Genomic DNA, 22,032 nt, shown 5'->3' with positions numbered 1-22,032 from the left:
ATTCCGACATATGGTTATATTTTGTCCATTTCATCTCGGTAATAACGCCCCCAACTCGAATAAGACCATTCACTGGGTGTTTCCACATAACCATGTTTCACCGGATTGTTGTGTATGTAATCGATATGGTTATGCAGGTCACCCTCATCCCGAATCAAGTGCTCCCAAAACCTCTTCTGCCAGATACTTCTTTCACCTTTGTGATTAGCTGATCCATGTAGCTCTCGTGAAAAAGATGCTTTGATCAATGACCATCGAGTTGAAAAATCATCATCGCCATCAGGCAATTGCCAGATGCAATGGAGATGATCAGGAAGGACAACGATGGCGAGAGTTTGAAAAGGATGGCGTACTCTCACTTTCCTCATGCACACCCCAAACAGATTGATATGTTCAATCAATAGCTGTTGAGATCTGTTCTGAAGATTCACTGTAAAGAAATAGGTACCGCCTTTAGACCTTACTCTTCTGTAGTTCATTATTTTGATTGTTTTGGCAAAGCGAGAAGCGTAGATGGTGTTTCAGGTTTTGTTGAATGTCATTCAATGTCGGTCGGGCTGAGCGAAGCGATGCCCGACAGAAAAAACGGATGTGGCCATGAGTTTGCCTGAGGGCGATTCGGTGATGTCGGACATCGCTTCGCTCAGCCCGACCTACGGTTATTTCAAACCTGTAAGAATGTGCCTTCCAGGCCATTAATCAAATTTCTCACCTTTGTGACAGACTCCTCATACTCACTGTCACACTCCGAATCCGCTACAATTGCTCCGCCACCCCAGCAGCTAATATCTTGACCATCAGCCACCAAAGTTCGAATAGGAATATTGGTATCCATCCGTCCATTGCAGCTTATATAACCAATAGCACCACAATACACAGAGCGTGCGTCTGGTTCCAGTTCCCGAATAATTTCCATTGAGCGAATCTTGGGTGCACCGGTTACTGAGCCACCCGGAAAAGCATCCCGCAATAAATCGATATTGCTGCGTCCTTCAGCCAGTTCGCCGGTTATAGTGCTGACCATATGATGAACATTGGCATAACTTTCCAAACCAAACAGTGTCGGAACACGAATACTGCCGTGGGTGCAGTTGCGACCAAGATCATTACGCAGCAGATCAACAATCATCAGATTTTCTGCACGATCCTTAGTGCTGGACAAAAGCTCGGCAGCATAGGCTTTATCCTGAGCCGGGGTTTCCCCCCTTGGGCGTGTTCCTTTAATGGGCTTGGTTTCAATCTGACCGTTTTCAGAAAGCAATAATCTTTCAGGGGAGTGGCTGAGTATTGTCAGTTCCGGGAAATCCAGATAAGCAGAAAAAGGGGTAGGGCTGACCTTTCGAAGGTTCTTATAAGCTTGCCAGGGGTCACCTTTATAGGGAGCGGAAAACTTCTGGGTCAGGTTGACCTGGTAGCAATCTCCAGAGGAAATCCAATCCTGGATGCGTTGGAAGGAGTCATTGTATCGCTCTCGACTAATGGCTGGTTGAAAACCATCGGTCAGGTGAAAATCTTCATACTGGTCTGGCTCATCAACCTCAGCCACTTCCATAAGATGATCGAGAATGAGGTTCTTCTTTTCTTCAGCCAGTGAGGGGTGAAAAAAAACTTCACTACTTTTCTTATGGTGATCGGTAATCACCGCCCATAGATAGAGCCCAACAATCATATCTGGAGAGCCGTGGCTGCGAGGTGGGACACGTGCAGGTTCGAGCTGATGATTCAGTTCATACCCCCAGAACCCTGCAAGTCCGCCAGTAAAAGGCAAGTGGTTATGCGCCTGGCTTTCCAGCTTATTTAATTGTTCGGCGAGGATGTCAAAGACAGATTGATCACTTTGTACGGACGTTCTGTCACTTGGGTCATAGACGACAACGGCCTCACCCTTGACGATAGTAACCAGTTCCGGTGCAGCTGTAATAATATCGTAACGGCTTGCACTGGAAGTTTGAGAGCCATAAGTGGGAGAGGTTCGTCTCTGATTCTCGGTGGTATCAGAGCTGTCCAGCAACAGTGCGTGCCCGAGTGAACGGAGAGGTTCAAACCAGTCACCAGGGGTGGAGCGATAGGGTAAATGAGGCACAGAATAAAACGCCTTATAGTAACTTCTGCAGGCATTGTACTGATGACACTGAGGCAGGAAAAGCAAAGCCTGCAATAGTTGACCGAAATGACAATGGTTTTGCGTCTTCTTGGGGAATTGACAGATGGTGCACAAACTTTGCACTATTGAGCGCAAGAAACGTAAAAAAGTATGATTTTGTCGATTTGAATTTTTAATGAATGCGGTTAGCATAAAACGACAAATGAAAAAAATAAGAGTCTGACGGCGCGACTTAAAAAAGCACTGCAAAGACCGAATAAAAAATAATAACAAGAATGCATACTTTATGAATCACTACACCTCCTGCTACGCCTCTGAAGGGGCGAACGATCTCAAAGATAGTCTCAAAGGCAGTATCTCCAGCCTTGTCAATCCATTATTGGCCGTTGTTCTAGTCAGCCTGTTTACCTGGACTCTGATGTAGCACCTGTTTTCATGTCAGTGCTCTCAGTACCCTTGGGTTTGTTGTTTGAGAATGCTGACAGGAAGTCGCAGAGCACTGCACGTGCGTGCTTTGTAGTACATAGCCGCTTGCGGCACACAACCTTATGGGAAGGCGTCGACGCCCGAACACAATGGAGAAAATAATAAAATGAAAAACTTCAAGATGTTGCCACTGGCGGTTGCGCTGACAGCAATCTCAGCTGGCGCAAATGCCATGCAGGAGCTCGACGATGAGTTTATGTCTGAAGCGACTGGCCAGGCTGGTATTACCATTGAATCAACTGCAAAAGTTGATGCGGCAACTGTTGCATACACCGCTAATGGTGGTGCAGTAACACTGGAAGATGTAAAGCTGCGTGGCGACTTGGCTGCTGACAGTGGCCTTGAGCAGAAAATCGAAATCGATGTTGTGTCTAATGCTGATCTTGCTGCTTCGTCTGATGCACTTGATCAGGCTCGTGCTGCCCGGGCTGCTGGTGATGCTATCCGAATCAATGTTGGTGATATGGATCTGAGCGCCGATGTTGGTGCGATTCGTCTTAATGGTGGTTCGCTGGGTCGTGTGACTGTTGAAGGTGTAAGCATGGATGGTACTGATACCTATATCTATGCTCTGGATGACGGTGAAAATGGCATTGGTCTGGATACTACTATCAACCAAAGCATCGGCCGTGTTATCTACAAAGACGTAGATTGGAATGCTTCCACTAACGCGGAAGTCGCCGATACTGCTGGCGAAGGCAATGGTACCCTGATTATTAATGATATTCAGATGAGCCGGATTGATATGCAGGGAACTGAGATTAAAATTCTTGCAGATCAGACTATTAACAGCCTGGATAGCAATGGCCAGGTAACGGGTACATATACTGCAGATACTATATCTATCACTACACCTGAAATTACCAATGGCAAAATCACTGTAGGCAGTATTCAGATTGGTTCAACTGCGAACAGTGCTACAGCTCAGGCAGATGCTGCAGCCTACTATGATGAAAGTATCGGTGGTGCAGTTATTGAAAACCTTAACGTTGCAGCAGGTAACGTAGTCATCGTTCCTAATGCTGGATCCAGTGAAGGCATTACCATTAATCAGCAGGTTAATGTGACCAATGCTGATATTTCTTATGTTTCCGGACTGGTTGATGCTGAAGCTGAAGCTACAGCGGTTACTAATCTGGGGCTGTCATCTGCTCCTGGTTACTATAACAAAGGCGATGATCGTAATGCGGATGGTGTTGGTTCCATCACAGCTGAAGGTCTGAACCTGAATGCTACAGTTATTGCAGGTATCTCTGTAACTTCCGATAGCAGACTGGCAATGGCCAATAATCTGGAAAATGCCAGTTTTGGTATCGACAGTATCCGTCTTGGTGAACAGAGCCTGGGTGGTTTGAGTGTGACGGGTCTTACTGTTACCTCTGGTGCCACTATATACGCTCACTAATATGTGCGTAACACCGGCCTGATTTTCAGGCCGGTTTTTGATTACCTCTCGCATAACAAAAAGGAATAAATAATGCGAAAAGACTCTTTACAAAAACTGTTCATGTTTGGTTTTTTGGTCAGTTTTTCTAAGGTTTCTTTAGCAGAGCTTGTGAGCCTGTCGGAAGAGGAGGAGCGTTCTGCAACTGCGCAGGCATCCATAGAAGTCGAGGCCTCTCTTTATACTAATGCCCAATCCGTAACTATCGAAGATGCTGCGAATCCTAATGTTCCCGGTGATATCGGTGGCGGAAGGCTCCGCTTTGAAGATTTTGAACTTGGCCATAATTTTATCGAGGAGCAGGTCACTTCTGACAACCCCAATGGTAGACTCGATTTAAAACTGTTAATTGAAGTTGTACCTGTTTCTGAGCTGGATCCCGGTACGCCAGCCATAGCTCTGGCTGAAGGTGATGTACTAAAACAGCAAATGAACGACCTGAACGCCGATGTGAAAATTGGCGCTATCCGCCCCGGTGATGATAATAGCGCCCCCAGCTTTGGCCAGTTGTTTATTGATGAGTTGGAAATCGATGAGTCGGTGACTTATCTCTATTCTATACAGGATTCCCAATCTATCGGCATTGATACGGTTATTAACCAGACCATTGGGCGTGTGGAATACACCGATGTGGAAACCAATGGTTCCTCCAACCCGGAGGGAGGCGGTTCTATAGCCTTTAACGATATTACGATGTCAGAGTTGGATCTTTATGGTACTCGACTTAATTCTGTATCCGGCAACGAAAACCCTTACGATAACTCTGCCGCAGTACAGGTAACACTACCTTCTATAACCAATGGCTTTGTCAGTATTGGCGGCATTCAGATTGGTGGCGAACGAGATCGCAACAGTGCTGCTTATTATGATCAGCAGGTGGCGGCTGTCACCATGTCCGGCCTTCAGAACGATGCCAGCACCCTTTATCTTTACACGCCGACTCTCGGTGATGGTGTGCGCTTGGCGCAATCCATGGATTTAAGGGTTGATGATTTAACCGTGGTGGGAGGTTCGCTTGATGTGGCTACGGCTGTCCGTCGTTCACTGGCTTATAGTGCAGAGCAGGTGCGGCAGGATCTGAACCAGCTGCGCGAAGATAGGGGTTACGTTGATCCACAAATTGGAAATCCTGCGGCAGGTTTTGATGCAGAATACGATCAGCTTTTTACCAGTTTAACCAGTCTGGAAGGTGAATTGGCTACTCTGGATGATGTTGATACTGCGACGCTTGAAGCCCGTGCGGAAGAGCTGAATGCCGGTTATTACCAGCAGGGCAATGAAGAGAATGATGGCGTTGGCTCTTTAAGCTTTAAAGGGCTGACCATCAGTTCCGATGAAAGCATTGTTTCTATCGATATCGACTCTGACAATGCTCTGGTTATTTCTGCTCCTGTCACCAATGGCCGTATAGGTATCGAGGATATTTATATTGGCAGCAACAGTATTGGTGGCATCAGTGTGGAAGGCTTGAATATTCCCGTAAACGAATACCGTATAACCGGGAAGCAGTGATACCGATAAACCTTGACCTGCATCACAAAATTTCGTCCAATGTCGCTTAATGATGGATAAAAAGAACAAACATCATGATTGAAGTTTTAATTGGCAGCCTAATGACAGTGTTTGGTGTAACTACCGCCCTTGAGGTGAAACCCAAGGATCAAGGCACAGTTTACTATGAGCAGCAAGCTGGCATGGCTGTAATGGATCAGACGAACGTTGATCCACTGAGTCAGCTCAAGTTCAAGAATATCGTTCGTCAGGCCTATGACTACAGTTGTGGTGCTGCAGCTCTTACCACTCTCCTCGATTATTATCTCGGACGTAACCTGACAGAGCGTCAGGTCATGGAAGGCCTGCTCAAGTTTGGGGAAGCGGAAAAGATCGTTTCCCGTCGTGCATTTTCCCTTTTGGATATGAAGCGCTTTGTGCGCGCTATCGGTCATCGTTCCGGTGGCTATAAAGCGTCTATTGATGACCTGATCGATCTCGATCACCCGGCCATTGTTCCTATCGAGTATGCAGGCTTTAAGCATTTCGTTGTTGTGCGTGATGTGTACGAAGGGCATGTGTATGTGGCCGACCCGGCCGTAGGGAATCTCAGTTTCACTCTGGAACGCTTTCAGGAGGTGTGGGATAGAAATGTTCTGTTTATTGTTTTCCCGAACGGTCACGCACCGTTACCAAACCTCGAATTAAGGCCGGAAGATATGCGGATTGTTGAAGATGAGACCATAACTTACCTCGCCTTTAATGAGTTGCCCCAGTTTAACCAGCCAATGGAAAGACGGGCTGATGATGTGACTGCAGCTGTGCGCACTATTCAGGCTATTGAAACCCAAACTAACGGCTCAACAACAGGTGGCTGGAGCTATAAAAGACAGTAGAATGCTATTGGTAGAAAAAGCCAGTCTGGTGACATTTATGACGAAAGTGTCATGTTGGCTCGGTCAGTTTTTACCTAACCACTGACCGTTATACTGAATAAAACACCAAATAAGCGCACTGTGTCACAGATTTTGGGGCAACAGGCAAAATAACAACAATAAGGGCGTTTCAGAATGAAGTTCAACAGACTGTCTTCCTGTCTGATTATGAGCGGGCTGATGGCATCCAGCCAGTTGTATGCAGCTTCTGATAATAAAGCGCGCGCTGCACTCGGTCAGCAGGATAGTGATACCTCTCAAGAAAAGCAGCTGGAAGAGGTTTTTCAGGCTGCAGAGAAGAGTTACTCACTGCTAAAGTCAGGCGACACTCGCCTCACTTACTCTTTTGACTATTCCAACTTTCGTGACAGCCGTATCGACTACATCGCTGCCGCCGCAAGCAATGCAGGCCCAGTCAGTTATGTAGAAAACTCTTCTGAAAATACTTTTACCAATACTTTCAGTTTTGACTACGGCATCTGGAATAACCTGACCCTCTCGGTGCGTATCCCTCTGGTTGCGAAGTATTCTGATATCAAATCTCTTGATGGTCGCGCTTACCGAAACCAGGAAAAAGAAGCTTATGGGTTGGGGGATGTTTCTTTCAGCCTTCGCTGGCAGCCTTTCGAGGTAAAGCCCGGTCGCCCATCCCTTACGTTGTATAGCAGCCTGTCTACCAAGACGGGTGACAGTCCTTACGGTATTAACCTGGCTAAGGATATCCCAACGGGTTCCGGTTACTACTCCCTTGGCTTTGGTGCCAATATGAGTCACGTTCTTGATCCGGTAGTATTGTTTGGCTCTGCAGGTTACACCTTTAACCTGAAAGAAACAGGCATCGACCAATTCCGTGGCCCCCAGGACCAGGCAGTTGGCAGGGCACAGGATGCCTTTATTCTTGACGAGGTTGACCCTGGTAATAGCTACAGTCTGAGTATGGGGTTTGCCTATTCACTTTCCTATGATGTTTCTATGAGTGCGTCTTACCAGATGTCTTACAGTGAAGCGTCAGTCTTTAAATTTAATGATGGACGAACCGTTGAATCTGCCACCAGTACCAGTGGTGTTGTGAACCTGTCTTTAGGTTTGCGAGCCTCGCCAAGTTATATCATCAATGTGAATGCTGGCTTTGGCCTTACAGAAGATTCTCCAGATATTCTGCTGGGCTTTTCTCTGCCACTTGATCTGGACGGTCTGAAAGCAGAGTAGATGTTATTGCAAAGAATAAAACTATAAAGCTGTCGCGGTTTTAGCGATGCAATATCAATAAAAGAATAATAAGAAGAACTCTGTTGTATGCAGAATTATAAATTGTCTACATCTCTGCTTTTTAAGCGTTCAGTAGCATTGGGCTTAGCAGCTGTTCTTTGTCTGGCCGCTATTACCGCCCATGCCCAGCTTGCCCAGAACCTGACTATCGGTAGCCCCAAGGCTATGGCATTAGCCAACGCTGTGACTGCCGATTTTGTAGGAATGGATAATGTTCACTACAACCCTGCTGCATTAACAAAGTTAAAAGGCCGCCAGATAGAGACCAAGCTATTTGGTGGTTATATGGATATTCGCGCCAAGTTTGATGCGCCTCCCGATTATGGTTTTTTTGGTTATGATGCTGATGATGACCCGGTAGTAGGTAAAACCAGCAGAGCCAATACCCCGGTCATGTTTATTCCCGGCTTTGGTATGATCGATGTGCCGGTTTTGTTTGCGCCTTTGAATGGTATTTCGTTTTCTCCTCCCGGTTCCAAGTTTACCTTTGCTAATAATCTTTATGCGCCTATGGCTCTGGGCTTTAAGCGCAGTGGTGATGATCCCGGTCGTTTTCAGGGCGAAGAACTGGCCTTGCAGCGAATTACCTATCTTTCTCCCAGTATCGCTTATCAGGTGAACGATAAGTTATCTGTTGGCTTATCTATCGGTTTCTCTCATCAGGCCATGGGTATTCAGCAGGATATGCGGACGCCTAATGATCTTGTGGCTCTGACCGGCAATGATGCCATTCAAGAGTTAGCGTGTGGTATCCCGGGTGTTGATATTTTCGTTGGGATCTTCCTTTATATTTGCAGTGGTGAAATCGGACCATTCCAGTCTATTGGTGAAATGACTATAGAGATGGAAGAACGGCTTTCACCAACTTATAACATTGGTTTCCAGTGGGAGCCTTACGATTGGCTGCGTGTTGGTGCGGTTTATCAGAGTGGTGCAGAGATGTCTCTTTCTGGTAACTACGCTATGAAGTACGACAAAGGCTTTTACGACTTTATTCAAGGTTTTACAGGACAGAGAGGATTGCCTTCTGTGTTCGGCCAGGCTCTGGTAGGTACAACATCGGGCAAGATTGAAGAAACCGGTAAAGCTTACCTGGATATGGAATACCCTGCCCATTTTGCCATTGGCGCCAGTATAGATCTGACTCCCAAATTAACCGTAAACCTCGATGCTAAATGGACAGACTGGGATGTGTGGGATGAGTTCAAGATTGAATTCGACCGTGAACTTGCCGCCATGCAGTTTGCCCGAATTCTTGCACCGGGTCAGGTCTCCGCAGCACCAACATATTTATCCATGCCCCGAGGCTACAAAAGCGTCTGGAGTTGGGCTGTTGGTATGGAATATGACTACACCAGCCGTTTAAGTCTGAGGGCTGGTTATGAGAATCGTCCATCGGCTATTCCAGAGGATAGGGCTGATGTTATGGCTCCTTTGGGGGATGCACACTTAATAGGCCTTGGTTTTGGCTATCAGTGGGATAAGGAGTCTGTAGTTGATGTAGGTTTTCAGTACATGTGGTCTGATCAGAAAATCCCTGCAGGGACCAGTTGTAACGCAAACTGTGATGGTTTGACCGATGTTATTTATAACCCTTACGCCGGGCTTGATATTGAAACCAGTGTGCGTGCTTATATTTTCTCTCTTACATACCGAACCAGATTTTAGCCTGCCCTGGCCGCTTGTACTAAGTTAAAAAGATAATCTCATGGATGGGATATCGACATGATTGAAAGAGCGGCGCTAACCTCTACGCTTGGAGGGGCTGAAACAGGTTCGTCAAAAAAAGCACTTATTGATGAGCTTGAAAGGGCCGCAACCAAATATATCCCTTCTAAAGAGCTTCAAAAGGCTGTTCCACTTGACACAAGCTTGAGCGATATGGATATCGCAAACACTGAAGGAACGCCTGAGGTGGAGCTCAGTCAGGTTCTTATGAGCAGGGCTGCCAACCTGAGAGATTCAGATGAATCCCCAGATGTGAACTTACCTCTGCATCTTCATCGCCTGATGACAACCTTTGATGAGGAGTGGGGATTTTCCCGCGATCCTGATGTTATTGAAGGCCTTCACAATGCTGAAGCCGTTCACAATGCTGAAGCCGTTCAGAGGGGAGCCTCTGCCTCACAGGGGCAACAAGAAGGTGTTCTTGTTCTTGAATCTTCTGGTGGTGGTGGTCATATGGCCGTAGCCAGGCAGGTGATTGGTGAACTTGAGGCTGAAGGTGGGCGTGTCTCAGGAAAGAACCAGTCGATCTACAAAAAAAATGTGATGGATGATTTTCTTGGCAAACGTATGAGCCGTGCCATGATTGAGCCATGGAACAAAGCTGTACGTGAAGGAAATTTTAAACAACAAAAAAAAATGCTGAAAGTCCGTTCTCTTGGTGAAGTTGTTTTTTATTTGCCGATATTTCTTGGAACTTTCTTCACTCTTATGGGTATGAAAACTCCAGCCATAAAGGTTATTACGACCCAACCATTAGGACTCAATGCTACCTTAAAAGCTGTTTCCACCTACAACAAGTTGATGAAGGCGACTCACTCAAACTGGAAACCTGTTACGGTCGAACAAAAATTAACAGATCTCCTAACACCGAAAGCTATGCATTTTGTTGAGCCCCTTAAAGCTCTCAATCCAAGCCAGCGGAAAATGTTGACGCTGGTGATTCCAGGTGAGGAGAAGGATTTTTCCGAGCAGGTAGAGTCTTTGCTGGGTGGGGGATTTCATGAAGTCAAGTATACAGGCAACAAAAATCTTCCGGTTAATGATCTATACAAAAGCGATGACCTTGCTGATTATCGGCCTGGGCTCGATGTAGATATTCCATTGAACTCTTTGACGCAGGAGCAAGAGTGTCAAATCCGGTCGGTTCCCCATCTTGCACCATATCTGGAAGAGACATCTGACGAAGATGAGCAGACCCATTTAAGAACGATTACCAGCCATATTGGAAAAACTGATACTGTCCAGCAAATGATGCTGGGCAGTATGCCTTCCGAACCTAATGTGATGCACTATGTTGCGGCCAACATTTTTCTGGCTCAGTGTGCAAAAAAGAGAAATCCAAAATCCCCCGGTATGCATGTAAGAATTCTATGCGGCCGCGATAAGGATGGCAGCCCCTCCTTGTTTAAAAGAACCTGCGAGATGCTCCAGGAATGGCATGCAACACAAGGTATTCCTGAATTGCTTGCGTTTTGTCCCTTACCTTTTCAGGATCCGGCCAATGTTGCCAAAGGTGGTACACGGGCGGATCACTACTTTACCCGTGGTGGTGGCGCAACTTCGATGGAGCATATCGCTATGAGTCCTCTGAAAAGTGATGCTTCTCATCACAAAACCGGCCAAGTCAGTATTGTTGGTGAGGGTATATGCGAAAGTGACGATGCAGAAGATATATTGACACAGGATTTCCCTTTGCCATGGGAAGGTGGTAACGCTCGTTTCCTCAGGGATAAACTTGGCTTTACGGTGACGAATCGGCACCACTTTTTGCGTGAGATTGCTCAGAATTATCCAGCCTTGCCTGAAGGGCTAACTGAAGAAGAAATTGCTGACTTTCAATCCTTTCAAGAACAGTTTTGCGCAGTTTGGCAAGAAAAAACAAACCGTGATCAAGCGTCCTGAATAGTAAAACGTAATGTGAGATAAGTCTGGCCAGACTGATAAAAGAGATGATCGAAAGCTACTTGTTCGCAAGCTGCTGTTTAATACTTCCTGCCAATTTGTGTAAATCGTGGGGAGTCCAGAACCCTTTTGGGAAAAAAAGATGCTTTCTTTGGGAGCGAGTCAGCCCCTTTCGAAGGATACGGAAAACAACCGTAGAACAATTCAGGCCAAGTAATCTGTAACGCTTGTTTCTGACCTGTATTAATCCCCACATTCTCTGCATAGCTCCAATATTCATACCTTCAAGCTCTATAACAACAGGCTTGCCATGGGTCATGTAGTCCTGCTCAAATGTATTAAAGCTACGTTTAGTGTTGAATGGTCCGAGAACCCCCTGACTATCCTCATCAAAACTCCAGGATGAGTATGAGGCTGTATTATCCATTTCGTAGCCATCGCTATGACCAATCATGATTCCAGCATGCTCAGAACCATGCATAAACCCTGACTTATTGTTGGGAAAAATGACGACGTAGGCTTTGTTGGGATCATCGAATGATTGCCACATGGCTTGGGCTGCCGCTCTAATCTCCGCAGCTTTGGCTGAAGTGGGAGTGACACCCTCTTGAATCGCGCTGTCAACGCTTGGTGGAGTGGCGTCGTTTGGCGTGCCTGATAATGCCTTGAGCGTTCCCTGAAATAAGTTCAGTGGTTTGAATAGGTGTCGATCAAGGAAATTGATAGCCTTTTCTGCTTTCGAAAGGCGTCTTTTACTGAGAGGGGTTTCTAAATCAAGGTTAGCCTCAATTGCAGACATATATCTTGGGGGAGCTTCTTTTTTGGGAGCGGAATCCTGGTGAAAAAAGGTTCTTGCAATGAGTTGTTGTGCTCTAGATATTAATCCCACGGATTGCATCCTTATGAAGGCTCACACTTCCCGTTCAGCCAAAAAGATGCCTTTTCACGGAAGGGAAATCATATTTTGATAGGTTATCGGTTTGTTTTCATATGACATAAGGTATTTATTATCTCTGTAAAAAATAGAGTTAAGGAGCATTCAAAACCTTTCTTTGAGTCGGAATTTTGGCGAATAAGAAGCCTGAGAAAACGACACTATACGGTGTTATAATGCCCCAGATAGCATTCTGGCAAAGGGTATAACAATAATGAAAGTCGCCCAGATCGTTTGTCTTGGCATCTGTTGCTTATCTTTAACTGTTGATGCTGAAGAGCGCTGGTTCACCTATATAGACGAAAGGGGCAAAGTCCAGAACCTGTTTCTGGATGACGAGTTTAAAGACCAGCAAAACAATGCTAACAGCCGCATTTCTCTTTCTGGTTATACCAATACTGCCGATTCTCCCGAAAGTATTGCCTGGCAGGGGGCAACGGGTGGTGTAAAGGAAAGTCGCCGTCGTTATTTCTCTTATGTTGATGGCGAAGGAAATCTGCAGAGCAGCTTCTTTGCGAATACACCTTCATCCACCAGTAAAAAAGATTATGTTCTCGGTTCCGGTGAGCGTATCTCCGGGTATATTGATGCTGATAAGCTTCAGGCGAAAGGGTTTGTCAGGGAAGAGAATGGGTTGCCATTTTTTACCTGGATGGACGAAAGCGGACAGATGCAAACAGGGTCTATCAGTCCTGAGCAGCGTGGTTTAGCTTTTGTCAGCCCCAGTCATCGGCTGCCCGGGCTTGGAGGAGGTCGCTCCGCCCCCAGTGATGGGTATGAAATTCTGATCCGTGCACCGCAAGCTTTGCCCACAACATCAGCAGGGCAGGAGTTGACTTCAGAATTGTCAACAATTCTTGATGCCGATCGCGAAAAGCGTAAGTCGCGTCCTCGCACACGGGATCAGAAGCTGGTTGAAGATATGCGCAGAGGTTGCTGCCGCACGATCAATATTACCAACTTTATTTCTCTTGATCGGGGCGACAATCACTTCGAAACATTTAATTATCTATCGCCAACATTCTCCTTCCCGTCAGGAATCAGCCCTTACGTGGGTATTGTCTTACCAGATAATCCAGGAAAAATGTCGGTCAGGGTACGTAGCTTTGCCGATGAAGACAGATCCTCTTTTATCTATCCAACCCTGTTATTCCTTGATACTCATCGTGAACCCACTCGAATGGTGACAGATGCGGTATATCGCCTGAAACCGGAAAGCTGGGGAAGTTACGCCAGTATTGAAGGCATTGTTCAGGTGAAACCCTGGCTGGGGGAGAAGTATGTTGTTGTGATGACAACTGACCGCGACCTTAAACAGCAGACTCTCGACAATCGCCCTTACGATCGCCCACTCGATAATGAAACTCCCGACCCGGAACAGGGGTTGCTGGCACGCCAGCACACTGTTGATGGCAGTTTCGAGGTATCGCTTCTTAAGCGATAACCTCTTGTTTTATAGATTGTCAACAATTCGAGCTTGACCGTAGGTGTTTTCCGCAATAAGCTCACAGCCTCCTCATAAATTGTTGACAATTTGTTTATGAATGACGTTTCTCCACGTACCTTGTCTGATCAGTTATTCCAACAACTGCAGAAAGCTATTGTTCGTGGTGAAATTCCTGCTAATTCCCGCCTGAGTGAAGCCAGTCTTGCCAGCCAATATGGTGTGAGTCGCGGCCCATTGCGTGAAGCTATACACCGCCTTGAAGGCCGAAGACTTGTTGTACGCACCCCGCACAGTGGTACGCGTGTTGTTTCCTTAAATCATGAAGAGCTGATCGAGATTTATCAGGTACGGGAAGTTCTGGAAGGCTTAGCCTGTCGTTTAGCGGCTGAAAATATGAGTGCTGAACAGGTTGAGCATATGTACAGCCTGTTGGATGAGCACAGTCAACAATCAGAGCTTCAGGAAGGGCGGGCCTATTTTCAGCAGGAAGGTGACCTGGATTTCCATTACCGGATTGTTATGGCATCTGGTAATCGCCGTTTGATTGATAGTTTGTGTGGTGAATTGTACCACCTGCTTCGTATGTATCGTTATCAGGCCAGTACTGGCCCTAAACGTCCCGAAAAAGCTTTCAGCGAACATCGCCAGATTGTTGATGCTCTGGCTGATAAAGATGCTGAAATGGCCGAACTTCTTATGCGCAGACATATTCGTACAGCACGTCTTCGCCTTGAAACCCTTCATCGTGATTCCAGCTCTTCTAAAGACAGGAATCCCCCCGACAAGAACAAGAAAACCAGAATAGAGAAGGATGCAGTGATATGAGTCAGTCTTCTGCAGGGCGTCGCTTTCGCGATGCTGTAGCCAACAATAATCCATTACAAGTTGTAGGGACTATTAATGCCTATGCCGCCATGATGGCAGAGAAAGTGGGGCATCAGGCAATTTACTTATCTGGTGGTGGTGTTGCTAATGCTTCCTATGGCTTGCCTGACCTGGGTATGACCTCCCTGAATGATGTACTGGAAGATGTACGTCGTATTACTTCTGCTTCAAACCTGCCGTTGCTGGTTGATATAGATACTGGCTGGGGTGGGGCATTTAATATCGCCAAAACTATTAAAGATATGGAAAAGGCCGGTGCTGCCGCGGTTCATATTGAAGATCAGGTCGCGCAAAAGCGTTGTGGTCATCGTCCTAACAAAGCCATCGTATCCAAAGAGGAAATGGTTGATAGGGTAAAGGCTGCTGCGGATGCTCGTACTGATGATAATTTTGTCATCATGGCTCGTACTGATGCTTTGCAGGTTGAAGGTGTAGACGCTGCCATTGAACGTGCTTGCCTGTGTGTGGAAGCCGGTGCCGATATGATCTTCCCGGAAGCCATGCACACACTGGAAGAGTACCAGCGCTTTGTTGATGCGGTGAAAGTTCCTACACTTGCCAATATTACCGAGTTTGGCGCGACTCCGTTGTTTAACTGCGAGCAGCTGGCCAGTGCCGGTATTGATCTGGTGCTCTATCCTCTCAGTGCTTTCCGGGCCATGAACAAGGCGGCATTGAATGTATACCAGACTTTACTTAATGATGGTTCCCAGGAAGAGGCGCTGGATTCTATGCAGACTCGCATGGAACTGTACGATTTCCTTGGCTATCACGATTATGAACAGACGCTGGATCGTTTGTTTGCAGAAGACAAGAACAAATAACGAGCCATAAAAAGGTTCTAAAAATAATAAAAACTCCGACCGGAAATAAAAACACAACAAGGTTCGTAGAAAAGTACGCGAACGGGAGGAATACAAATGGCTGAGAAGAAGTTAAGTGGGGCAGGGTTACGTGGTCAGTCCGCTGGTGAAACGGCACTGTGCACTGTTGGCAAGACAGGCGCAGGCCTGACTTATCGTGGCTACGATATCAAGGTATTGGCTGACAATGCCCAGTTTGAAGAAGTCGCTTATCTACTCCTGTACGGAAAGCTACCCAATCAGACTGAACTGGATAGCTATAAAACTCGCCTTAAAGGAATGCGTGCACTGCCGGATGCCCTTAAAACGGTACTTGAGCAAATTCCTGCTTCTGCACATCCAATGGATGTTATGCGTACTGGCTGTTCCATGTTGGGTAATCTGGAAACAGAACAGGGTTTCGATGAGCAGCTGGATCATATTGATCGCATGCTCGCGACTTTCCCTGGCATGATCAACTATTGGTACAACTTCAGCCATAACGGTATTCGTGTTGAAACCGAAACTGAAGCTGACTCTATTGCTGAACAGTTCCTCTGGACTCTTCATAACAAGAAGCCAGAGTCTCTGCATGTAAAAGTCATGCATGCCTCGCTGATTCTGTACGCTGAACATGAATTTAACGCTTCAACATTTACTGCCCGTGTGTGTGCTTCCACTCTTTCTGATGTCCACAGCTGTGTCACTGGAGCCATTGGTTCTCTTCGTGGCCCTCTCCATGGTGGTGCCAATGAAGCGGCTATGGATATGATTGAGCAGTGGAACTCTGCCGATGAAGCCGAAGAAGCGGTTATGGGCATGCTGGCCCGTAAAGATAAGATCATGGGCTTTGGTCATGCGATTTATCGTGAGTCTGATCCACGGAATGCCATTATCAAAGAGTGGTCCAAGAAGCTTTCCGAAGAGGTGGGCGACACATGTCTGTATGCCGTTTCTGATCGGGTTGAATCTGTAATGTGGCGCGAGAAAAAGCTGTTCTGTAATGCTGACTTCTTCCATGCCTCCGCTTACAACTTTATGGATATTCCCACCAAGTTGTTTACCCCAATCTTTGTTTGCTCACGGGTAGCAGGCTGGACTGCCCATGTGATGGAACAGCGCAGCAATAACCGGATTATCCGTCCGTCTGCAGATTACACCGGCCCGGATAGTGCTGAGTGGGTTGATATTCAGGATCGCGCCTGATTTTTGGCCGGCAAGTGTGCTACTTGCCGGCCAGAATTCAGATAGTTCTTGCTTGGGATAAGTGCGGTAAGAGTTATCCGAATTCTGGCCTGACTCATTATAAAAGTTATAGAAATTTGCCAATTGGATTGCTGTCATCATGGCTGAACACGTAAACACCTTATATCGTAAGCAACTTTCCGACACGAACCTGGATTACTTCGACACCCGCGAAGCGGTCGAAGCCATTCAGCCCGGAGCCTATGAAAAGCTCCCCTATACCTCTCGTGTACTGGCCGAACAGCTGGTACGTCGCTGTTCTCCGGAAACCTTAACAGCTTCTCTGAAGCAGATTATTGAGCGCAAACGGGATCTGGATTTCCCCTGGTACCCAGCCCGTGTTGTTTGTCACGACATTCTGGGGCAGACAGCTTTGGTTGACCTTGCTGGCCTGCGGGACGCCATTGCGGAGCAGGGTGGTGACCCCTCAAAAGTAAACCCGGTGGTTCCCACACAGTTAATTGTTGACCACTCTCTGGCGGTTGAAGCGGCAGGTTTTGATTCTGAAGCTTTTGAAAAGAACCGAGCCATTGAAGAGCGTCGCAATGAAGATCGTTTCCACTTTATTGAGTGGACCAAAACCGCTTTCAAAAATGTCGATGTAATTCCTGCCGGTAACGGCATTATGCACCAGATCAATCTCGAAAAAATGTCACCGGTTATTCAGACTCGTGACGGTATAGCTTTTCCTGATACCTGTGTAGGAACCGACAGCCACACCCCTCATGTTGATGCTCTGGGTGTTATTGCTATTGGTGTTGGTGGTTTGGAAGCGGAAACCGTGATGCTGGGGCGTCCGTCGATGATGCGCCTGCCGGATATTGTGGGTGTTGAACTTGTAGGTAGACGTCAGCCGGGTATTACCGCCACTGATATAGTTCTGGCGATTACTGAATTCCTGCGTAAAGAGCGTGTGGTTTCTTCCTATTTGGAATTCTTTGGAGAAGGCGCTTCCACGCTCACCGTCGGAGACAGGGCGACTATCTCGAATATGACACCGGAATACGGTGCTTCTGCAGGTATGTTCTATATCGATGAGCAGACTATTGATTACCTGAAGTTGACAGGCCGTGAGCCTGAGCAGGTTGAACTGGTTGAGAACTACGCCAGAGCAACAGGTCTGTGGGCAGAGAGTTTGAAAACGGCGGAATACGAACGTGTTCTGACCTTTGATCTGTCGACTGTTGGTCGCAATATGGCTGGCCCTTCCAATCCACATCGCCGTTTGCCCACCTCTGATCTCAATGAGCGTGGTATTGCCGTTGATCTGGATAAAGCCCAGGCAGAAGAGTCTGAAGGTTTGATGCCTGATGGTGCGGTGATCATCGCAGCTATTACCAGCTGTACCAATACTTCCAACCCGCGCAACGTTGTTGCGGCCGGTCTTGTAGCACGTAAAGCTAACGAGCTGGGATTGATTCGTAAGCCCTGGGTGAAATCATCCTTTGCGCCCGGTTCCAAAGTAGCCAAGCTTTATCTCGAAGAAGCTGGCCTTCTGCCTGAGCTTGAAAAGCTTGGTTTTGGCATTGTCGCCTATGCCTGCACAACCTGTAATGGCATGAGTGGCGCCCTTGATCCCGACATCCAGAAAGAAGTGATTGATCGGGACTTGTATTCCACAGCGGTGTTGTCTGGCAACCGTAACTTTGATGGCCGTATCCATCCTTATGCAAAACAGGCTTTCCTGGCATCGCCTCCACTTGTTGTGGCGTATGCCATTGCCGGTACGGTACGTTTTGATATTGAGAAAGATGTTCTCGGAACCGATCCACAAGGTACTCCGATTACCTTGAAAGATATTTGGCCCAGTGACGAAGAAATTGATGCCATTGTTGCTGAACATGTGAAGCCTGAGCAGTTTAAGCAGGTTTATATTCCCATGTTTGATCTCGGAAAAATTGAAGAAGCCGAGAGCCCACTCTATGACTGGCGCCCAATGAGTACTTATATTCGCCGTCCTCCGTATTGGGAAGGTGCACTGGCTGGAAAGCGTGCCCTCAAAGGTATGCGTCCGCTGGCAGTGTTGGGTGACAACATCACCACTGATCACCTGTCACCTTCCAATGCCATTCTGGCATCCAGTGCTGCGGGCGAATATCTGGATAAGATGGGGCTGCCGGAAGAAGATTTTAATTCTTACGCTACTCACCGTGGCGATCATCTCACAGCCCAGCGTGCCACCTTCGCCAATCCAAAACTGCTGAATGAAATGTGTCTGGATAATATCGGTGAAGTGAAGCAAGGCTCTTTGGCGCGGGTTGAGCCGGAAGGTAAAGAAACCCGGATGTGGGAAGCCATTGAAACCTATATGGAGCGTAAGCAGCCGCTGATTATTGTGGCGGGTGCTGATTATGGCCAGGGTTCTTCCCGTGACTGGGCAGCAAAAGGTGTTCGCCTTGCCGGTGTTGAAGCCATTGTTGCTGAAGGTTTTGAACGCATCCACCGTACCAATCTGGTGGGTATGGGCGTTCTTCCTCTGCAGTTCCAGTCGGGGACAACCCGCAAGACTATCGGTCTGGATGGAACAGAAACCTACGATGTTCTGGGTGATCGTACACCGGGCGCAACTCTGACCCTGCTTGTACATCGTAATAACGGCGAAACTGTTGAGGTTCCAGTAACCTGTCGCCTGGATACTGCCGAAGAAGTGTCTGTGTATGATGCCGGTGGTGTACTCCAGCGTTTCGCCAAAGACTTTCTGGCACAGGACGTGGTCGCATGAGTTATGCCCCTCAAATAAAAATCCCTGCAACCTATATGCGGGGGGGAACCAGTAAGGGTGTGTTTTTCAAACTTACGGATTTACCTGAAGCTGCACAGCAACCGGGAGCAGCCAGAGATGCTTTGTTGTTGCGGGTCATAGGTAGTCCTGATCCTTATGCCAAGCAGATTGATGGTATGGGTGGGGCAACATCCAGTACCAGCAAAACAGTCATTCTGTCGAAAAGCGCTCAACCAGATCATGATGTTGATTACCTGTTCGGTCAGGTCTCTATTGATAAACCCTTTGTCGATTGGAGTGGTAACTGCGGTAATTTAACGGCAGCCGTCGGTGCTTTTGCTATCAGTAACGGTTTAGTTGATAACAGTCGTATTCCTGAGAATGGTTTGGCAGTTGTTCGTATTTGGCAGGCGAATATTAAGAAGACCATAGTCGCCCATATTCCCATTACCAATGGTGAAGTGCAGGAGACCGGTGAATTTGAACTGGATGGCGTAACATTCCCGGCGGCAGAGGTTCAGGTTGAATTTATGAATCCTGCCGATGGCGAGGGTTCCATGTTTCCCACGGGGAATCTGGTCGATGACCTGAAAGTGCCTGGTATCGGAACATTCAAAGCCACCATGATCAATGCCGGTATTCCCACCGTTTTTGTGAATGCCGAAGATATTGGTTACACCGGTACAGAGCTGCAAGATGATATCAATAATAATGTGCAGGCTTTGGATCGCTTTGAAACCATTCGGGCTTATGGTGCTTTAAAGATGGGATTGATCTCTTCTATTGAAGAGGCTATCCAGCGCCAGCACACGCCAAAGATTGCTTTTGTCGCTCAACCAGAGAGTTATGTTTCATCCAGTGGAAAAAACGTTGAAGCTGGAGAGATTGATCTGCTGGTGCGAGCTCTATCTATGGGGAAATTGCATCATGCCATGATGGGAACCGCTGCCGTTGCTATTGGTACAGCAGCAGCAATTCCCGGAACTTTGGTGAATCTGGCAGCTGGAGGTGGCGAACGTCAGGCTGTCCGCTTTGGTCATCCATCTGGTACGTTGAAAGTGGGTGCTGAAGCGATACTGGTTGATGATCGGTGGCAAGCGACTAAAGCCATTATGAGCCGTAGTGCTCGAGTATTAATGGAGGGCTGGGTCCGTGTTCCAAATTAACCCAACCCTCTGAGTTCTACTCTAACACCTGTTCAATGAACAGGTGTTAGAGTAATTTTCAAATGACTACTGTTGCTAAAGGCGATAGTTGCAGCTTGAGGTCCAGGTTGTTGTCACACAAATCAGAATCAGAAAGCGCCGTGCTTGCCGTGAAGAACCCATTATTTTTCTCCTGCATCAGCAAAAGTGACTTTAATATTGCTGTCAGGCGCTAACGCCATATCGCACTTTTTCACAGTATCAACCCATAAATCAGACTTTGGGTTAGTGGTAACTGCACAGGTATGTTTGTCATCAACAACCACGGTGATGGTGTATTTGTGTTCTCCCTCCGACCAGAGTTTGCCTCCAGCGGATAAATCAAACTCATAGATTGCGTTTTCAGGATTGCTTCCACTTTTGAAAGACCAGCCAACACTACCCTGTGGGTAAGCAAAGGTATGGGGATATACATTGTCATCTGCATTCCTTAAACCGATGTTAAAAGACAGCGCAAACCCATTGGGAGCATTACCAAAAAAGTAAGGAGCTTTATCAAGCGTGGTATAAGTGGCTAGCAGCCTGTCGGACTGGCCCGTCCATTTGAGTCCTTTTTGATCATATCGGCCTACAGAGCTCATATCTGCCTTCAGAGGTCACTTACTCAAACAGAACGCCAGCGTAACCTCATGAGACAGTGGCTGACTACAAGCCAATAAAGCACCAGAGCCAGCCATTTTTTATCATCGACTTGCTTCAGGTTGAACATTCGGCGCAGGTTGAATGTCAGGCAGACCAGATCCCACTCTTTCGAGACCACTTCCAGTCCCCGCACCAGGAATCGCCGATATCCCATTGCCTCCTTCTGTATTCCGAAGGTGGGCTCTATCGTGCATTTTCGTCGGCTGTAGATGGCTCGCCCTTCTTGTGTCTGCAAGCGCCAGCGCATCCACTCCAAAGCGCTGGCGTCATCATCCGGGACTGGCGGGTCCGGCTGGAAACGCTGCAAGGGGGGCGGGTTGTGCTCATCCCGTTTTATAGCAATGTAGGGTGTCAGTTCTTCTTTATCCACAGCGCAGACATTAGCCTCGCTGAAGTAGCCCGTGTCGGCCAGTAACCCCTCAGCTTTTCCAAGCACGGGGGCCAGTATGCGTAACTGTCTGAGTGTTGGCTCAACTTCTTTTTTGTCATTCGGTGCCTGAGTCACATGACGTGTCACGATCAGACCACTCCCGATGTCTACAGACGCCTGGGCATTGTAGGCTTGTTCGAATGCACCACCGGCAGTGGGCATAATACGAGATTCGTCGTCTGTCAGGTTGACCTGGTCTTTGTCCCCTGCACCTGGTTCCGGTGGCTTTGGCGCTTTGCCGGGATGCTTGCGCTTATTGCGTTTCTCTATTTTCTCTTCGTACTCTACCTGTTCTTGCTGGTAGCGTTCGTCTGCTCGGCG

18 protein-coding genes are annotated in these 22,032 nt (G+C 47.3%); 13 read left to right on the top strand and 5 right to left on the bottom strand.

Annotation, left to right across the window (positions count from 1 at the left end; translation table 11 throughout):
- Nucleotides 1-14 precede the first annotated feature (14 nt).
- Together QMA35_RS16730 and pabB are read right to left on the bottom strand one after the other, a co-directional pair.
- Nucleotides 15-479 (bottom strand): transposase, encoded by a 465-nt coding sequence (locus tag QMA35_RS16730; RefSeq protein WP_281648295.1) that lies wholly within the window; start codon nt 477-479, stop codon nt 15-17.
- Between the two features lie 185 nt (nt 480-664).
- Nucleotides 665-2,083, bottom strand: a complete 1,419-nt coding sequence (pabB, locus tag QMA35_RS16725; RefSeq protein ID WP_281648294.1) for an aminodeoxychorismate synthase component I — start codon at nt 2,081-2,083, stop codon at nt 665-667.
- Nucleotides 2,084-2,390: 307 nt separating this feature from the next.
- Here pabB and QMA35_RS16720 point away from each other — a divergent pair, with 307 nt between their 5' ends.
- The 7 genes from QMA35_RS16720 (at nt 2,391) to QMA35_RS16690 (ending at nt 11,359) form a co-directional block, all read left to right on the top strand.
- On the top strand, nt 2,391-2,528 hold the full coding sequence (locus tag QMA35_RS16720; RefSeq protein WP_281648293.1) for a hypothetical protein: 138 nt from the start codon (nt 2,391-2,393) through the stop codon (nt 2,526-2,528).
- A gap of 168 nt (nt 2,529-2,696) precedes the next feature.
- Entirely contained in the window at nt 2,697-3,995 is a 1,299-nt protein-coding gene (locus QMA35_RS16715; RefSeq protein ID WP_281648292.1) for a DUF6160 family protein, read from the top strand.
- A gap of 72 nt (nt 3,996-4,067) precedes the next feature.
- Entirely contained in the window at nt 4,068-5,546 is a 1,479-nt protein-coding gene (locus QMA35_RS16710) for a hypothetical protein (protein WP_281648291.1), read from the top strand.
- A gap of 74 nt (nt 5,547-5,620) precedes the next feature.
- Nucleotides 5,621-6,421, top strand: coding sequence for a C39 family peptidase (locus QMA35_RS16705; RefSeq protein ID WP_281648290.1), 801 nt, complete (start codon nt 5,621-5,623; stop codon nt 6,419-6,421).
- A 174-nt stretch (nt 6,422-6,595) separates the two neighbouring features.
- Nucleotides 6,596-7,669, top strand: coding sequence for a transporter (locus tag QMA35_RS16700; protein WP_281648289.1), 1,074 nt, complete (start codon nt 6,596-6,598; stop codon nt 7,667-7,669).
- Nucleotides 7,670-7,756: 87 nt separating this feature from the next.
- Nucleotides 7,757-9,397 carry an outer membrane protein transport protein gene (locus tag QMA35_RS16695; protein ID WP_281648288.1) on the top strand — a complete coding sequence of 547 codons (1,641 nt, stop codon included), beginning with the start codon at nt 7,757-7,759 and terminating at the stop codon, nt 9,395-9,397.
- A 57-nt stretch (nt 9,398-9,454) separates the two neighbouring features.
- Nucleotides 9,455-11,359, top strand: a complete 1,905-nt coding sequence (locus QMA35_RS16690) for a hypothetical protein (RefSeq protein ID WP_281648287.1) — start codon at nt 9,455-9,457, stop codon at nt 11,357-11,359.
- Nucleotides 11,360-11,417: 58 nt separating this feature from the next.
- On the opposite strand, the gene QMA35_RS16685 is transcribed toward QMA35_RS16690, so the two are convergent.
- Entirely contained in the window at nt 11,418-12,248 is an 831-nt protein-coding gene (locus tag QMA35_RS16685; protein WP_281648286.1) for a hypothetical protein, read from the bottom strand.
- Nucleotides 12,249-12,507: 259 nt separating this feature from the next.
- Between QMA35_RS16685 and QMA35_RS16680 the strand changes: the two genes are divergently transcribed.
- From QMA35_RS16680 to prpF, 6 genes are all read left to right on the top strand, one after another.
- The gene (locus QMA35_RS16680; protein ID WP_281648285.1) at nt 12,508-13,737 is read left to right on the top strand and encodes a MalM family protein; all 1,230 of its coding nucleotides are present in this window, start codon (nt 12,508-12,510) and stop codon (nt 13,735-13,737) included.
- A 96-nt stretch (nt 13,738-13,833) separates the two neighbouring features.
- A complete protein-coding gene (locus QMA35_RS16675) occupies nt 13,834-14,565 on the top strand; it encodes a GntR family transcriptional regulator (RefSeq protein ID WP_281648284.1) in 732 nt (243 codons plus the stop codon).
- Nucleotides 14,562-15,449, top strand: a complete 888-nt coding sequence (gene prpB, locus QMA35_RS16670; RefSeq protein ID WP_281648283.1) for a methylisocitrate lyase — start codon at nt 14,562-14,564, stop codon at nt 15,447-15,449. The genes QMA35_RS16675 and prpB overlap by 4 nt, the downstream gene beginning before the upstream one ends.
- A gap of 96 nt (nt 15,450-15,545) precedes the next feature.
- On the top strand, nt 15,546-16,673 hold the full coding sequence (prpC, locus tag QMA35_RS16665; protein WP_281648282.1) for a 2-methylcitrate synthase: 1,128 nt from the start codon (nt 15,546-15,548) through the stop codon (nt 16,671-16,673).
- Nucleotides 16,674-16,812: 139 nt separating this feature from the next.
- Nucleotides 16,813-19,434, top strand: coding sequence for a Fe/S-dependent 2-methylisocitrate dehydratase AcnD (acnD, locus tag QMA35_RS16660; RefSeq protein ID WP_281648281.1), 2,622 nt, complete (start codon nt 16,813-16,815; stop codon nt 19,432-19,434).
- Nucleotides 19,431-20,600: a 2-methylaconitate cis-trans isomerase PrpF gene (gene prpF, locus QMA35_RS16655; protein WP_281648280.1), complete on the top strand. Its 1,170-nt coding sequence runs from the start codon at nt 19,431-19,433 to the stop codon at nt 20,598-20,600. Before acnD ends, prpF begins: the two co-directional genes overlap by 4 nt.
- 161 nt (nt 20,601-20,761) lie before the next feature.
- Here prpF and QMA35_RS16650 read toward each other — a convergent pair whose 3' ends face one another.
- Together QMA35_RS16650 and QMA35_RS16645 are read right to left on the bottom strand one after the other, a co-directional pair.
- On the bottom strand, nt 20,762-21,220 hold the full coding sequence (locus QMA35_RS16650) for a hypothetical protein (RefSeq protein ID WP_281648279.1): 459 nt from the start codon (nt 21,218-21,220) through the stop codon (nt 20,762-20,764).
- A gap of 23 nt (nt 21,221-21,243) precedes the next feature.
- The coding region (locus QMA35_RS16645; RefSeq protein ID WP_281648278.1) for a transposase at nt 21,244-22,032 on the bottom strand (789 nt) is incomplete at its 5' end.

It is taken from the genome of Parendozoicomonas sp. Alg238-R29 (genome assembly GCF_947331445.1).
In the GTDB taxonomy this organism is placed as follows: domain Bacteria; phylum Pseudomonadota; class Gammaproteobacteria; order Pseudomonadales; family Endozoicomonadaceae; genus Sansalvadorimonas.
The sequence above is the reverse complement of the archived record's forward strand: the minus strand, read 5'-3'. Positions and strand labels throughout refer to the sequence as shown.